A 16,277-nucleotide genomic window follows, 5' to 3' on the forward strand; every position below is an offset into this window, starting at 1 on the left:
TCAACGTGCCTCACCCGAGGTGTCCGCCAGGACGCCGCGGATGGCGTCGGCGAGGTACTGCGGGGCTTCGAAGGTCTCCCCGTTCTCGATCGCCAAGGCCACGTCGTGCGCGAACTCGCCCTTGCCGATGAACTTCTTATGCTTGCGGAGTTTGAGGTAGAAACCCCAAGCACGCCCCCGTTCATTGTCGAGGATCTCCTGCCACTTCTTCTTGGAGCGCGTCTTCTGCTTAAGGAAGGCCGCTTTGAGTACGGGCTCGTTGGCCTCGGGCGTCAGGAGGTCGGCTTCCAGGGTGTGGGGAGCCTCGGCCACGTGCAGGTGGCCCTTGGCCCCGATCAACTCGGCGTGGGCTGTCAGCCGGTCCTTGCGGTTGTTCACCGCGCTGTCGTCATCGTCGTCGTCCGGCTCGTCCTCATCGGTTTCAGCGTCCGCTTCAGGATCGTTTCCGGTCGGGGCAGCGGCTGCCGGTTCCTGGACCTCGCCCTGGCCGTCCTCGCTCTCCCCTTCCTCTGTCTTCTTCTCCTTGGGGATGTCCGGGTCGCCGTCGGTGATGACGGTCAGCTTGTCCAGGAGCCGGCACCCGTTGACCTCCGACAGCAGCAGCGTGATGTAGGGGGCGAAGTCGACGCTGCCGACGTTGATGATCGTGACGCCGTGGAAGTCCCGGCGCTGCTTGGCCTGGGCCTCGCCGCCGAAGACGCAGTGACGGGCGATCACCGGCAGCAGGACGGCCTCGGCGATCCCTTCGACGAGGATGACCCGACGGGCAAAGAGCAAGCCGGCCCGGGTGGCATCCAGGTACTGGTTGATCTTCCGCCGCTCGGCCTCAGAAAGCTCGATCTTGGCCAGCGGGAGTGCCTGGCTCTTCCGGCGCAGCACGTCCTTGTCCTGGCCCTGGCCGTCCTGGACAGTCTCCTGGTCCACTCGTGTGCGCAGCGCGACAACGTTCTCGATTCCGACGCTGCTGGCCAGGTTGGGCGAGTGTGTGCTGGCGATGACCTGGATCCGGCCGGCCGGGCCCTGCGTGTCGTCCTTGAGAGAAGCCTCGGCCTGTTCCTGCAGGTAATCCAATAGGACTGCCTGAAGCTGCGGGTGGAGGTGTGCCTCGGGCTCCTCGACGAGGAAAAGCGTCAGCTCCATGTGCTGGGCCTTGCGTAGTTCCAAGATGACGGTCGCGATGAACAACAAGTTGGCGTAGCCCAGACCCGACTCGGTGAGGTCGGCCGGCGGGATGCCGGCCTCGGCCATCTTCACTCGCAAGCTGCGCGCCAGGCGGTGCAGTTCGTACTCGGCGAAGGTGACCTCGACCGTCTGTCCGCGGACGGAGTCGGTCAGCTCGCGCAGGTGGCCCTGGATCTCCTTGGTCGTGGAGGTCAGGACGGGATGTTCCTTGAGCTGCGTGAACGAGTCGTTGGCCTGCGCGCGAAAGGCTTCCTGTTCGTCTTCCTCGGTGAGGTAGCGGATGATCCTCAGCAGCCGGTTCCCATCCGAGGAGTCCAGCTCGCGCTGCGCATCTCTCAGCGGTGCCAGGTAGACGTGCGCGATCTGGTCGCGCTTGTCGGGTTCAGCGTCTGGACCGTCCACCGGACCCACAGTCACGGTCGGACGCATTTGCTGCCGGGCTTCGTCCCGCTTGTACGTCGTCGTGTAGGTAGCCTGGTTTGATCCCACGTCGAGGGCAGCTATGTAGTGGGCCCGCTGGGCTGCCGTCAGTCCGTCGTACGTCGCACGGAACTGAACCTCCTGGCCTTCGCGTCCGTGGGACAGGTCGACCTCATCGAACCAGCGCGTCGAACGACGGTTCAAGGGCGTCGTGGCCAGCCTCAGCGCTTCGATCACGTTGGACTTGCCGGAATTGTTCTCGCCAACGAGGAGCGTGATGCCGGGTTGAAAATCGAGTTCGAGGTCATAACACGACCGGAAGTTCTTGATACCGAGCTGCCGCAGATACATTCCGGCCTTCGGTCCGTCCTGGCTCACTAACGCGCCCCCGCTAATCCATGAAGCCATTCTGCAAAATCGGCCACCTGCACCATGCGTCACATAGAGCAGCCATTGCGTACTTTGGCAGATGATCCACAAGGCGATCATGCGAACCGGCCGGTAACACAGAGTGGCTTCGGTCACGTTGCGTTGCCGCCGGGCTGGTCGCGACCGGCCATCCTGCGCATCCTTGCCAGGGGCCCTGCGCCGCCCCGCACTCGGGCGGCGCAATGGTCGTTTCCGGCAGGCCCATAAATGTCAGTGGCACGAGATAGCGTCCCCCCACGGTGAGTTGGGAGGGGACCCATGGCAGGTGTCGACCGTGCGGAGCAGCTACGCAGGTTCGGGCGATCCGTGTTGGAGGGGGCGCGGTCGGAGCAGGTGCGGCGGCTGGCACGGCAGGTGAATGCCGTGTCTTACACGAGTGCGCGGGAGTACGCCGGGCGTTCGCTCTTCGAGCTGCTGCAGAACGGTTATGACGCACACCCAAGGGGCCGGTGTGACGGCCAGGTGCATGTGCTGCTGGATGAGGAAGAGGGCGAGTGGGGGACGTTGTACGTCGCCAATGGCGGCACGCCCTTCACGTGGAGGAACGTCGAGAGGGTCTGCGAGCTGGCGCAGAGCTCCAAGGCGGTTGGGGAGGGGATCGGGAACAAGGGCGTCGGGTTCCGAAGCGTCCTGTTGATCAGCGACGCGCCCGAGATCTTTAGCGCCGATCCTGACGGCCCCAACGGTCCTGAACTGGACGGCTATTGCTTCCGGTTCGCGCACAGGGGCGATGTTGAGGCGTTCCTGGGCGATGAACCAAACGCCCACGAGGTGGCCGCTGAGTTTCCGCCGCTTCAGGTGCCCTTGCCGCTGGACGAGGTGCCGGCGATCTGTCGGGAGCTCGCCGCCGAGGGGCATGTGACCGTTGTGCGACTGCCTCTTCTGAATGAGGCGGCCCGGGCCGAGGTCCGGCTGCGGCTTCGCGAGCTCGCGGAGGCGAAGGCGCCCGTGATGCTGTTCCTCGACCGACTCGCGAGCCTGACGCTGGAGCGACGGGCCACCGGCGGCGAGGCCGCTGAGCGGTGGGAACTGACCCGGTCCGAGGAGCGATTCGCCACGACGGGCACGGCGGGAGAGCAGCTTGCCGTCTCCTTCGCGACCGTGGATCTGGGGCTCTCTGGAACGTTTCTCGTGGCCCGGGGCAGCGTGGAGAAGGAGCGTCTGAACAGCGCGCTCGACGAGGCCGTGGGCCTAGGGCTCCTCGACGACACCTGGCAGCGGTGGACTTCGTCCGCAGCAGTGGAGATTGCCGTTCCGCTGCCCGCCGTGCGACGGCCGCGACGGGGGCAGATCTATACCTTCTTGCCGATGGGCGAGGATCTGACGGCGCCGTTCCCCGGTCATGTGAACGCCCCGTTCTTCACCAAGATCGACCGCACCGGCCTGCCCTCTGAACACCCGCTCAATACGCTGCTGTTCGACGCCGTCGCCGAGACCTGCCTTGCGGCTGCAGCGATGTTGCGCGCGGTGCCGCAGGCCGAATTGGGGCGGCTGGCCGTGGATCTCGTGAGCTGGGAGAGCGGCAAAGGCTCAGCCGGGCTGCTGCGCGCGGCAGCCCGGCGAGTACACGGCAGCGATCTCGCCGACGTGCCACTCGTACCTGTTCTCGCCGCCGATGACGCCAAGCGGGATGCGGCCTGGGCATCCCCCCGGGTCGCGATCCTGTGGCCTGACCTTGAGTTGACCGTCCTCACAACACACCGCGCCCACGCATCGGGAGTCGTGGTGGCGGACCCGGCCGTGGGCGGCGAACGCCTTCATCGGCTGGCGGCCACGTGCAAGTCCCTCGCCTGCCCATTGGAGCCGGACCGGGAGACACTCGCTGGGCATGTGGAGCGGATCGTCGCAACCCTCCCCCGTCCGGCCTCCCGCCCCGCTCCTTCATCCCCTGCCGCACCCCGTCCGCGTTCCGCGCCCCGTCCCGACGCGGTCCTCGACCAGTGGAGCGAACTGTACGAGGATCTGGCCGTGCTCTTCCAAGACGACGGGCACGTCCTGCGCGGCAGGAAGCTGCTGCTTGCGGAGGACGAAACGCTGCGCCACGCCAACCACCCTGCGGCCAGGTCGAGTTTCCCGCGCAAGGTGAGTGGTCGCGGAGCCCGGCGCGAGGCATTCTTCCAACCGGTGCGCGCGGACATGAACCTCGCAGAGGCACCCTCCGTCCCTGCCCTCCTCGGCAAGCGGCTCTTCTCCCTGCATCCCGGGCTGGTCTGGAACGACCACAGCAAGCGTGGGCGGAGGCTACCCGCCCGCGCGTTCCTCGAGGACGCGGGGCTTGTCCGGCCGTTCGACATGAGGGGCCTGCTGGACCACGTCCGGCAGGCGCTCGGTGCGAGCACCGACCACCGGCTCCGGCTGCAGACCCTGCGGTTCGTCTTCCGGCTGTGGCAGCCGCGGCGTTCGTTGGGCGGCACGACGGTCTCGTCGCTGGGGCTGTACGTACCGTCCGTGGACGGCAGGCTGATCAAGGCGAGCGACGGTGTGTTCGGCAAGGGCTGGGGCCGTGGCTCCGTTGGCGAGGACCTGGCAACGGTGGTCGCTGCTGGGCAGGACGTGTCAAAGAACCTCAAGGTGATCGCTGAGCACCTCATCGCCGCGCCGGATGAGTTCGTGAAGCGGGGCGATACCTCGGACGAGTGGCGGGCATTCCTTTCGGAGTCAGGGGTGGCCGACGGACTCGTGCCAGTTTCCTCCCCCGACGCCCAAAGGTGGGCGGACGGCCAGGATCTCACCACCCGGCAGTTGGTCCGCATGGCCAAGGTGGCCTTGACGGTGCGGGAGCAGTGGGAACCGTATATCGACCGCCCTTGGTCCCATGCTTCCTACCCTCGGACGTCCTACCAAGGTTCCCCCGCCTATCAGCTTCCCGGTCAGGACGTCGTCGAACGGCTCGGCCACAGTGCCCGGCTGGCCTACGCGCGCCTGGTTCTGCATGGCCTGGCGCACTGGGAAGACATGTATTTCACCAGCACCTGGACCAGTGCGGGGAGCCGAAGCACGGACAGGGAACGGGCGCTGACCCCTCTCGCCGCCTTCGTTCGGGAGCAGCCATGGCTTCCGGTGCGGGGGCGTGACCGCGCCGTCAGATTCGTACGGCCGGCCGACGCGTGGCACTGCCCGCCCGGGCTGGAGGAGGAGCCCGCCTATGCGCCAACCGTCGACCACCGAGTGCGCCATCTGCTAGAGCTGGACAAGGCCCGTGACCGGCTGCGTGAGATGAGGATGCCGACCTGGGACGACCCCCGCGACAGCGCTCGCGCCCTTGCCGCGCTGGGTCTGCTCGCGTCGCAGGGCGCGCTGGGGGCCGAGGACCGGCCTGCCGCGCAACGCGCCAACGAACGCGCCTGGAAGCACCTGGTACAGCACCCACGCCCGGCACTGCCCAGCGACACGACTCTGCTCGTCGAGTCCCGGGAACAGCTCATCGGCATGCCGTTGTCCGGCCTGGACGACGGGCAGACCGTGCTCTACATCAGCGACCAGCGCGATGGCCTGACCGCGCTGCTGGTACGCGAAATGGCGCGCCCCTTGCTCGTCGTTCCCGGTGTCGCGGCGAAGGCTGCCGGACTGCTGGCACCTGGCCATCCCGAGACTGTCCGTCACACCGACGATGTGACGTTCACCGTGACCGTGGACGGCCAGCAGGTAGACCCCGTCACCATGGGAGAGCCCCTGGTCGATCAACTGCCCTGGCTCGCCCTGACGGTGGGTGTCCTCGCCGATCACCTGGCCCGCGGCCCCCGGGCGAGTGAGGCGGAACTGAACGAGCTGACCTCTGCAGTGAAGAGCGTGCGCCTGCACCGCTACCGCTCCTGGAAAATCGAGCTGGACGGCCAGCCCGTGACCTTGCCGACCCGTCTCGGCGGAGTGCTGCCGCTGCCGGATCCGAAGTACCCCCTTCTCCTCGCCCCGGAGTCCGAACCGAGCTGGCACGAGACGACCCGCATAGTGGAGGCAACGGCCGGGTTGTTGAAAAGGCGGGAGTTCGGCATCCGGCTCCGCCTGGCCACCCACGTCCTCGCCGCCCGCCACGCCAACCTCACCGACCCCGGCCAGGACGAGCTCGCCGATGCCCTGGAAGTCACCGTCCACCAGATCGAGGAGACGAGGCGACGCATCGACGGGGCCATCGGCGTGGTTGTGGAGCGCTGCCGCCCCTTCCTCGTCCACCTGCTCGGCGCAACGACAGCTGACACGCTGCTCGTGCCGCCACCGGCCGACACGCGGGAGCTCCAGGCCGGCCTGGAGAAGCATGCCACTCAACTCCCGCTTGATGCATCGGAGTTCATAGCCCAAGCCCGTGCGGCGCGCAGCACGGACGAGCTGCGGCACGCTCTGGGCGTCGGCTTCGCCGAGCTGAACGACACTCTGCGCTCCATGACACCGCCCATGGAACCGATCAGCCACGCGGACGAGCACCAGGAAGCGCTCCACGCCTACCTGGACCTCCACAGGAAGGATCTCGTGAACCGGCTGCGCTGGGCGGCACTGAACGATTTCGACGCCCGGCGCCCGATGCCCCACTGGCCGTTGCTGAGCGCCCTGAAGTGGATCAGCGTACCTGCGGCATGGGCCTGCACCGTGGATACGGCCGACTCCGAGCGCCTGGAGAGGCACATCGAGGAGGAGCTGACACGGAAGCTGGGCCGCCCGGCGCCCCACGCGGGTGAACGCCTGCCCGCCCTCGACCAGGTCCGCAGCGCGAACCTCCGTACGATCACCGACCTGGCCGCCGACCTCGCGGTCCTGGTCAATGCCGCCCGGCACCCATTGCCACCGGCGCTGGCCGGCTCCGAGCCCGCCACCGAGGTCACTGCACGGCTGGAAGCGGCGGGCGCACTGGACTTCCGCCCGCTGGCTGCCGCAGATGTCGTCGCCTGGCTGGCCGTGCTCGGCCAGTGGCCCGCCGGGATGCCTCCGACAACGGATCTCGACCGGCATGGGTTGACCGAGACTGACCTGGACCGCGTACGCAACGCGGCCGAACACGCCCGCCGCGAACAGGAGCGTCGACGGCGGTCGATCTCCGTCGGCGGCCGAGCCTTCGACGTGTATGACGGCGACTTCACAACCCTGACCCGCGAACTCCAGCGCGTCTTCGAAAACGGGGCCATACCGGGAGTCGCCGCCGGGCCGCTCCGCTTCACCGATCCCCAGACGCTGACCGGCGCCCGGCGGGCATCCTCCACCGGTCGTTCGCGCGGCGGGCGATACGGCGGCAGCCCGGACAGCGGACTGACCGCGGCCCAGCGGGAGGCCATCGGATACCTAGGTGAGTGGTACGCCTACCAGTGGCTGTGCGCGCACTACCCGGACAGCATGGACGAGACCAGCTGGGTGTCGACGAACCGCCGAAAGGCTTTCCCCGGCCCGCCCGGTGACAACGGTCTCGGCTACGACTTCCGGATCGGTTCCGGCCGGCGACCCTACATGTTCGAAGTCAAGGCGACCCAGGGCGACGGCGGGCGCTTCGAGCTGGGAGAGAGCGAGGTACGCGCAGCCCAGCAACACGCGGGCAACGACCGCTGGCGCCTCCTCATGGTCACCCACGCCCTTACCCCGGACCGGATGAACATCCGCATGCTCCCCAATCCCTACGCGAAACGCGGACGCGGACGCTACCGGGAGGAAGGCGGCTCGCTGCGCTTCTCGTACCGGCTTTGAGCTTTATAGCCCCGCCGGAGTACACGTCCCCCGACCGGCATCGGGCACTGGCCCGTTTGTCACACGCGACCCCTCCAAGCCTGAGTCGTTACATAGCCAGCTGGGCTAACAGACGTTGTCATTTGTACCGGTACAGCTGGTGAAGGTGGAGGACGTCGGCTTGCCACTGCGAGCGCGCGTCCTGGGCATTGCCGGACACGTACCCGCCCAGCTGGCCTCCAGTGCAAGCGCTACCGGGCACGAATCAATCATGATCGGTTCGGCCGACTTCACCGACCTCGCCGCCGCATTCGCACGCCAGCACCGCATCACCGTTCTCGGCGCCGAGATCAAGAAGTAGGCCCACGGCACCCACCTGTACCGAGCCGTCGACATCCTGATCTGACCTGTCTCCACCCGGCCGTCACGGATGTTGAGGGTTCAGACCTGTACGCCAGCCCAAGTCCAGGCCCGTCGAGTCCTTAAGGACCTTGTTCAGCGCCCCGACCTCTGCGCGGTCCTCGAAGAGGGCACGGGGAAGGTGATCCGAGGCGAGAGGGCCGGTGCCGTGCAGTACGTCGTCGTACGCGGACGCCACGGCGGCGCTGATCAGCAGGTCCGTGGCCTCGTTGAGGTTCACGTGCTCCGCCGGCCATCGGTACTCACCCTGGCTCACCCGGAACATGGGGAACACCCACCACATGTCCGGGTCGGGGTCGATGAACCTGAGTGCCCGGTCGTTGAGGAAGTTGACGCCGTAGTGGGTGAGCGCGCAGGCATCCTGCTCGCGGAGATCGAGCAGGCGTGAGGCGCACAGGAAGGAGACGGCCGGGGTGCGTCCGGCCAGGTGCATGGGGATGGTGGCGGCCTCCCGCAGCGTGGAGAGTCCGGACAGGCGGGAAACCACGCGCCCCATCCGGAGCCCGCTGCGTTGGGCCAGCATGTGCTGGAAGTGAACCGTCATCTCATGACTCGGGTACTGGAATTCCAGGTCGCTTTTCCAGTCCGCCATCGCCTTTGCCGCCGCCGCGAAGCGGTAGGGAGGGTACAGCTCCCTCCAGTCGACGGACGGGTCGGCAGAAGTCAGGCCCGGGACCACCGGGTTCAGCGCGAAGTCGATGAGCGCCAGGACAACGCTCCCACCAAGCTCCCTTCCCGCCAGGGCGCTCGCCAGGCGCCACGGAAGCCCGTACTCGCCACTCATCTCCTCAAGCAGCAACTCCCGCAGTGTCGGGTCGGCCATCCGCAAGAAGGCGCCCTCGAACTGGAAGAGCTCGTCGATCACCGCCGCGCACTCGAACAAGGTGCGTGTGCTGAGCGGGCCTTCGGAGGTGTCTATGAGCTTCAAGGCCCCTGTAATACTGACGGGCGTGTCCTCAGGGCGCTCCACCATCTCCGCGCCCGCGCTCTGGCGCCACGCGTCTTCCAGGGAGTTCTCGAACGCCGCCTGGGTGTCCCAGGACGTGGCATCGGACCCCCTCAGGCCCTCCGGGTCCAGCAGAACGTAGTAGGCATGGTAGAGATTGAGCCAGTCCAGCTCGTTGTATCTCAGCTCTCCGCTTGTGTACTGGGGATAGCGCTTGAAGGAGAGGAAGGGCAGCCCGTTGCTCCGGGCCCCATGGAGGAGCTCGGTTTGCTGCCGGCTCATCTGGGAGATCGTGTACGCGGCCAGTTGGTCTCTCGTTCGCCGTAACAGGCTCAGCAGGACGCCGACGGTGGATCCGTGATAGCGCGCCCAGTGGCTGCTCTCGTGCACGTAGGTCTTGTGCCAGGAGGCGACTGAGGTGACGAGGCCCTTGGTGCGCGTGCGGGTCGGGTCCTGGAAGAGGATCTGGCTGCGCAAGTTCAACTCGGCGCCGCTGGAGTTCTGCAGGCGGGGGGAATGGACGGTCATTGGGCTGCGCCTTCCGGGCTTTCCGGGTCCTCGTCGGCGCTTTCGGGACGAGGACTCAACTCGTCCACTGGTCCGCGGTCACGTGCGCGCTCGACCAGGGCCTTGAGAGCGTCGTGCAGCGTGTTCGTAGCCAGTCCGGTAACGACGGAGATGGCGATCTCCGCCCACTGCCCGTGACGCAAGGAATCGCGTCTGTCCTGGGGCAGGGGTGTGAGGGTGAGGGTGCATTTTCCGGCGAGGTGCGGATCTGCCTCGATCTCCCGCGCGAGCACCTTCAAGTTCGCGGTCTCGCCCCGGTATTCAAAGATCAGCATGGCGGGAGCCTACAGCGGCCCCCAACCCTTGGGACGCCCGGACATCGCGGCCCCTATGACCGGGGCGTGTGGGTGTGGTGCAGATCGCTGCCTGGCGGGTGGTGGAGGGGTGTGGAGTTCGAGACGTCCCAAGGCACGCTGGGCTCGCAGTAGCATCCGGGCAAGACACGGCGTGCCCGTCACTCACGGCTCGGTGACCTCGTCACTAGGGCCGCCGTCAGGTGCTCGGCCAGTAATCCGCCCCGGCTGATTCCGATCGCAGCACGAAGCGCCAGCCTGTTTCCTAAGGGACCATTGCGGCAAGCTGAAGCCATGGGGGAACCTACCAGTCGCGTGTCGTTCCGCATCAGCTTCACCGACTTCATATCCGACCCGGACGACGATGACTGCCGACGCCGCGCAGTGACCATCCCGGCCGACCGGATCACGTTCGATAACGACCACCTGATCCTGTGGGTCGGCGACACGGAGCGCGTGCGCTTCCCCATGGGCACCGTCAAATCCATCGAAGTCGTCCACGCCCCCAGCACCAGCCGGCGCGTGGATCCGGATCAACTCCGCGCCCGCTACCCGAACTTCGGCAAGGCGTGGAGCAGCGCCGACGAAGAGAGACTCCTCTCCCTGTACCGAGCGGGGCAGCGCGACTACGACGTACTGGCCACCGAATTCGGACGACAGCCCTCCGCAATACGCTCCCGTCTCGGCCGGCTCGGCCTGGAACAGCTATGACCGAAGCGGGACCAGAAGCCGCGATCCGCAACGTGGCAGAACTCGCCCACCACGTCCATTGGATCCACGCGTGGCCCGAGAAACCGACATGGCGCGACCGACTCCGCCGATGGGCATATCCCGAGATCTATCGCTTCGACCCAACCGCCACCCCACCGAGGCCGTGGCTGGACCGGCCTGCCGGGGCGTACGAACGGACAGGCTGGCGTATCCGAGTCGCCTACGTGGGGGACGAAGTCGCGTTCGAGGTCGAATACGTGGTGTGCCGGCCTTGCGCGATCGGCTGGGTGGAATCACCCGTCTCCTATCCTGGCTACAAGCGGTTCGGACTCGCCTCAGCCGCGCTTCGATCTCTACGCCACCAATACCCCGGACTGGAGTGGCACACGGGCGGCGGGCACTTCCGCGATTCCGAACCCTTCTGGATCTCCGTCGGCGCGGACGTCCCCGGCGGTTACACCCAGCAGGAAAGGTGTCACCACGTGGAGCCAAGGCGAGTGAAACGCACCTAAGAAGGCTGGGAGAGCTACCTCCGTCGCCCGGGAGGAGCGTGCCGATGGTTCATGCAGGGCGGAGGGTGCCTGTGGTCATCACCCACGGGCGGCCGGGACGCAGCGTGCCTTGGCATGCTCGGATGGCCCCGGCTCGTCTACCAGTCCGCCACGGGACGGAATGCTTGTGCATCCGAGGTCCGGGCAAGCAAGGAGGCACTGACAACGCACGCCAGGAATACATGAACTCCTCTCCCAACGAGTGCAATCGCAAAGTATGCGCACCCTGGAAGCGTCACAGGAACACGGACCGCATGAAGCGCCAGCCGCATCGTACGCGCCAGCGCAGCCGATCTCAGACGAAGCCGCACCGGAGCGCTCCGATGACTTCGTCGTCTCACGGCTCGACTCAAAGTCCCGTCAGGACGGACCCCGGCGGGGCCTCGCCGTATCACTCGCCTATCACACTGCCCCTATAACGAGGGTTGCGGCTGCACAGGTCTGACCAGGTGGAAGACCTCCCGGGCCGCGTAACGCTTGAGGCTTCGGACTATCTCGCGCCGGGTCTTGCCCTCCTTGCTGCGGCGTTCGTAGTAGTCCCGGGTGCGCGGGTCGACGCGCAGGCGGGTCTGCACGATCCGGTGCAGGGCCGCGTTCGCTTGCCGGTCGCCGCCGCGGTTGAGGCGCCGGTACTGCCGGCTGCCCGAAGAACGCTCGACCGGGCTGACCCCGCACAGCGCCGCGAAGGACGCCTCACTGCCCAGGCGTTCCGGATTGTCCCCCACCGTGATCAGCAAAGTGACGGCCGTGTCCGGGCCGATGCCCACCACCTCGAGCAGCTGCGGAGCGTGGCGCTCCACCAGCCGGGTCAGGCGGCCGTCCAGCTCCTGGACCTCTTCGCTGAGCTGCCTGATGCGCCCGGCCAAGAGACCCAGGGTCACGTGGGTGGCGTGCAGCACCGCCCCCTCGTCGGCCTCGTGGTTCAGGCTGTCGTCGACGAGCCCTGCACAGGTACGGAACAGCTCTGCGTTGCCCAGCCCGGCCAGTTCCTCCCTCAGCAGCGGATCGGCACGGATGAGGACGGCCTTGAGCTGGTTGATCGCCTGGGTGCGGGCTTTGACCGCCGAGTCCTTGGCCAACTTGTACATCCTGGCGATCTCCACCGGCCCATCGCCCGTCTTGGCCTGAGCACGGGCCCGCCCGCTCAGCACCGCCCGGGCCGCGTTCTCCGCATCGAGCGGGTCGGACTTGCCTCGCCGACGGCGGTCGGCCCGGTCGAACCGGTTCACATCGAAAACGTCCACGCCCTGGGCCAGCAGGTAACGGGACAGGGCCGCCCCGAAGGAACCGGTACCTTCCACTCCGGCCCGGCGCACCGCACCCGACGCCTTGGCCCACTCCAGCAAGTCTCGGTATCCAGCCGCGGTGGCCGGGAACTCCTCGGTGCCGATCACTTCCCCCACCAGGGAGAGCACGGCGGCCACATGGGCATCCCGGTGCGTGTCCACTCCCAGGATCACCTCCCTCGCCGGCCGGCGCCGACGAGGACGCGAAGCGGAGGGTGTGCTGATCACGCTCGTTCCCCTTCAGGCCGATGGCTTATCGCTAGTCGGCAGCGGGCCGTGCGGACGGTCGGAATCGTGATGACGCCTTTCCGGCAAGCCCCTATCGAGACACGTCCATCAGCCCGAGACCAACAGTGCACTGTCCCCTGGCCGGCGGTCGACACAGTGTGATCAGGACACCTCGGTCAGAGATCTCAGGAGTCAGATCCGCCGTAGGACAGCGCCCACCTACTGTTCTCGGCCCAACCGGCTTCCAGCCACGTCAGCCCGCTCGTTCGAGCGAATTGAGTGGAAGCACCGGTCGCCAACCAACAGCACTGGCAACATGCCGCCGTCGTAGGACACTTCGAGTCGAAGGCGGCCCATTGGAACGGCGGGTCAATGAGCGGCAGCTCTCGGTGCTGCAGTGGGTGGGAGCCGGGTGCCCTGCCGGCGTATGGGAGACCAGCTCCTACAAGACCACCTGCCAGGCACTCCACAACCGTGGCCTGGTCACGGTCTCCCGGAAGGCCGGGCAGTGGAGCGTCGCCCTGACAAGCGCAGGCCAGCACTACCTGGCACACGGCACATACCCTCCCCGCGGATCACGCCCGCGGCGGACCCAGGCCGCCGGTCCACGACGTAAGTCCACCCGAGCGCAGGAAAATCCGGCCACCGAGCGCAAGCCAAGCCGTCCCTCACATCCTCGTACGACGCTCACGGAGCAGCTGTTACAGGAGCTCGCGGAGGCCGGCGGCAGGATCGTCAAGAGCGGCAGCGGTCCCGGCTTGGAGAAGTGGCCGTCCCGCGTCGCCGCCGCACGCAGAACCGGAAGGGTTCCGGAGACGAAGGAGCTGTACGGAAGCTGGTGCCGCGACGGGTACGAGATCAAGCTCGTCGACATCCCCGCCTGGCGCCTTGCCGTCCTCGACCCCGTCCCCGTGCCCGCGCGGCTCACTCGGCCGCACCCCGTTATCCGGGCCATGCAGAACGAACGCCAGCCGCTCGGCCTGACCAAGCCCATCCAAGGACGCGCTCTCAGACTCATCCAGGCACTGATCACCGCAGCCGAGGCCGAAGGACACACCTGCTCGGCCGGGCAGACCGGCTCCGCACCCCCGTCTCACCGCCGCCGCACAGCGAATCCTCACTTCACCATCACCGCACAGGGCCAGCCCGTGGGGTTTCTCATCCTCCAGGAACAGGACCGGGCCGAACACGTCGCCACCGAGAAGGAACTCGCCGAGGCCAAGAAGCACTCCTGGGTCAGAATCCCCCGCTTCGACTACACCCCGTCCGAACGACTCCGCTTCATCGTCAGCGGCGGCCAGCCACACCGGGCGAGCGAATGGGCCGACGCTCCCGGCCGCCCCCTTGAAGAGCAGCTCGCCGAGATCGCACAGGAGGTCACGCTTCGCGGCCAAGCCGCCGAACGCAGACGCCAGGACGAAGCCGAAACGGCACGGCAGAAGCGCATCCGCTGGGAAGCCGCCATGGAACAAGCCCGCGTCCGGTACGCGGAGGCGTACCGCGTCAGACACCTCGAGTCCCAGGAGGCGGCATGGCGCCACGCCACCCGACTGACCGAGTACGTGAGCGCCGTACGCACACGAGTCGAGGCCATGCCACCGGGGAAGACCAGAACCGAAGCCGAAGCGTGGATCAGCTGGGCAGCAGCCACCGTGGAGCGCCTCGACCCATTGAACACACCGCCCCGGCTGCCCGACATTCCCAACCCACGCCCCGACGACCTGAAACCCTTTCTCGGGCACTGGAGCCCCTACGGCTCCACCTACTGAACGCCCGCTTCGTCAAACGTCCGGCCCGCCGAAAGACGGCGGCAGCGCGACAGCCGCCGCTATCAGCGGCGCCGGGAGCCGGCTGCTTATCCTCCAGCTTCCGCAAGGACAGCCTGCGGGGCGCGCCCCTGCCCTGGCACACATGACCTGCGCGACTGACCAGGTGACGCCCTGTCAGAACGGGCGTCAAGTACAGGTCTGCGCCCGCGTTTCCCTGCGCAGCGCGTCGGAACAAGAAAGTCGGCGACAGACACGGCGCATCGGGTCACTCGTGGTCAGTGCAAGCAGGGCGGCGCCGCTGGGGTCGTGGGTCACCCACGGACCCGGCCCCGCGCGGCCTTGCGGCCACTGACCGAGATCAGGGGTACTCGTTGCTGGCTGCTTCCTGGCTCGATGGGTCTGTGCCGTCGTTGGGTGCGGGGACGGTGTTGGCAGGTGTCGTGCCCGGGGTGGTGGGCCTTCGGTCGGTTTGTCGTCGTACGTGTGCCAGCAGAGCGATGGTGGCCAGGAGGCAGAGCGTCATGACGGCGAACGGGAGGGCGCCCGTGGGGTCGGCGCTCTTGAACCAGCCGAAGGAGTAGGGACCTGCGAAGCCGGCGATGTTCCCGGTGGCGTTGATCAGGGCGATGCCGCTGGCGGCTCCCGCGCCGGCCAGGTAGCCGGTGGGAATGGTCCAGAACTGCGCCTGGGTGGTGAGGCTGGCGGCGATGGCCACGCAGAGGAGGACGAGAGTGACGGCCGGTTTCCCGATGAGGAGGGTGACCAGGGCGAAGCCGGCCGCGGCCACGGCCAGCGGACCGAAGACGTTCCAGGTCCGTGCGCCGGTGCGGGAGGCGATGCGGCCGGTCACGTAGATCGCGGCCAGCGCGCAGGCGAAGGGCAGTGCGGAGATCAGGCCGACACGCGTGGAGGACATGCCTGGCGTCGCGTCCTGGATGACGGAGGGGAGCCAGAAGGTCAGCGCGTTGCTGCCGTAGCAGATGAGCAAGACGGCCAGGGACAGGACGAGCACGCGGCGGTCGGTCAGTCCCTGCCGGAAGGAGTGCGGTGCGGCTTCGCTCTTTTCGGCCTCCTCCGCGGCGAGTGTGGATTCGAGCCAGTCTCGTTCCTCCGCATTCAGCCAGCGGGCCTGGGCGGGGCTCTTGGTGAGCCGGAGGATGGCGAGCGGCGCGAGCACGAGTGCTGCGCCGCCCTCGATGACGAACACCCAGCGCCAGCCGTCGATGCCGCCGAGCCGGTGCGTGACGTCCAGGAGCCAGCCGGTGAGCGGGTTTCCGACGACCATGGCCAGCGGGATGCCGAGGTAGAAGGCGCTCAGCGCGCGTCCGCGGTGGCGGGAGGGGAACCACTGGGCGATGCACAGGAACACAGCCGGGGCCATGCCGGCTTCCGCGATGCCGAGGAGGATGCGGGCGGCATACAGCTGGGCTGGCGAGTGGACGAAGGAGGTCGCCACCGCGACCATCCCCCAGGTGATCATGATGCGGGGGATCCAGATGCGCGGGCCGAGGCGGTGGGCGAGCCGGTTGCTGGGCACCTCGCACAGCACGTAGCTGAGGAAGAAGATGCCGCTGGCCAGCCCGAAGGCGACGTCGGACAGGCCGAGCCCGTTGGACAGCTCGCTCTTCATCACGCCGAGGTTGGTGCGGTCGAGGTAAGCGGTGAAGTACGCCGCGACCAGGATCGGCATAAGCCGCCAGGTGATCTTGCGGACGGTGTGCTTCTCCAGGTCGGAGGCATCGGGTGCGGTGTTTCTGGGGGGCGGGGTCGTGACGGACACGCTCACCACTCCTTGCGGCAGCCGGGAACCGAAGGCGGTTTCCGCGCCGGTA

Annotated in this window: 8 protein-coding genes; 3 read left to right on the forward strand and 5 right to left on the reverse strand. The window is 67.5% G+C overall.

Annotation, left to right across the window (positions count from 1 at the left end):
- Complete coding sequence (locus ABZ865_RS09705) at nt 1–1,980, reverse strand: AAA family ATPase (protein WP_361226465.1); 1,980 nt, start codon at nt 1,978–1,980, stop codon at nt 1–3.
- A 309-nt stretch (nt 1,981–2,289) separates the two neighbouring features.
- On the opposite strand from ABZ865_RS09705, the gene ABZ865_RS09710 reads away from it, so the two are divergent.
- On the forward strand, nt 2,290–7,695 hold the full coding sequence (locus ABZ865_RS09710) for a DUF3883 domain-containing protein (RefSeq protein WP_361226468.1): 5,406 nt from the start codon (nt 2,290–2,292) through the stop codon (nt 7,693–7,695).
- A 403-nt stretch (nt 7,696–8,098) separates the two neighbouring features.
- On the opposite strand, the gene ABZ865_RS09715 is transcribed toward ABZ865_RS09710, so the two are convergent.
- Both ABZ865_RS09715 and ABZ865_RS09720 read right to left on the reverse strand, forming a co-directional pair.
- Entirely contained in the window at nt 8,099–9,568 is a 1,470-nt protein-coding gene (locus tag ABZ865_RS09715) for a hypothetical protein (RefSeq protein ID WP_361226471.1), read from the reverse strand.
- The gene (locus tag ABZ865_RS09720; RefSeq protein WP_361226473.1) at nt 9,565–9,882 is read right to left on the reverse strand and encodes a hypothetical protein; all 318 of its coding nucleotides are present in this window, start codon (nt 9,880–9,882) and stop codon (nt 9,565–9,567) included. Before ABZ865_RS09720 ends, ABZ865_RS09715 begins: the two co-directional genes overlap by 4 nt.
- A gap of 333 nt (nt 9,883–10,215) precedes the next feature.
- Between ABZ865_RS09720 and ABZ865_RS09725 the strand changes: the two genes are divergently transcribed.
- Nucleotides 10,216–10,611, forward strand: coding sequence for a hypothetical protein (locus ABZ865_RS09725; protein ID WP_361226475.1), 396 nt, complete (start codon nt 10,216–10,218; stop codon nt 10,609–10,611).
- 964 nt (nt 10,612–11,575) lie between these two features.
- On the opposite strand, the gene ABZ865_RS09730 is transcribed toward ABZ865_RS09725, so the two are convergent.
- Nucleotides 11,576–12,610: an IS110 family transposase gene (locus tag ABZ865_RS09730; RefSeq protein ID WP_361226477.1), complete on the reverse strand. Its 1,035-nt coding sequence runs from the start codon at nt 12,608–12,610 to the stop codon at nt 11,576–11,578.
- An 824-nt stretch (nt 12,611–13,434) separates the two neighbouring features.
- Here ABZ865_RS09730 and ABZ865_RS09735 point away from each other — a divergent pair.
- A complete protein-coding gene (locus ABZ865_RS09735; RefSeq protein ID WP_361226480.1) occupies nt 13,435–14,445 on the forward strand; it encodes a hypothetical protein in 1,011 nt (336 codons plus the stop codon).
- Nucleotides 14,446–14,803: 358 nt separating this feature from the next.
- Here ABZ865_RS09735 and ABZ865_RS09740 read toward each other — a convergent pair whose 3' ends face one another.
- Nucleotides 14,804–16,225 (reverse strand): MFS transporter, encoded by a 1,422-nt coding sequence (locus ABZ865_RS09740; RefSeq protein ID WP_361226483.1) that lies wholly within the window; start codon nt 16,223–16,225, stop codon nt 14,804–14,806.
- Between the last annotated feature and the right edge of the window lie 52 nt (nt 16,226–16,277).

Source organism: Streptomyces sp. NPDC047085 (genome assembly GCF_040643735.1).
In the GTDB taxonomy this organism is placed as follows: domain Bacteria; phylum Actinomycetota; class Actinomycetes; order Streptomycetales; family Streptomycetaceae; genus Streptomyces.

Coding starts and splice junctions, on each gene's coding strand:
- ABZ865_RS09715 (WP_361226471.1), bottom strand. CDS start 9,568: ATGACCGTCCATTCCCCCCGCCTGCAGAACTCCAGCGGCGCCGAGTTG.
- ABZ865_RS09710 (WP_361226468.1), top strand. CDS start 2,290: ATGGCAGGTGTCGACCGTGCGGAGCAGCTACGCAGGTTCGGGCGATCC.
- ABZ865_RS09720 (WP_361226473.1), bottom strand. CDS start 9,882: ATGCTGATCTTTGAATACCGGGGCGAGACCGCGAACTTGAAGGTGCTC.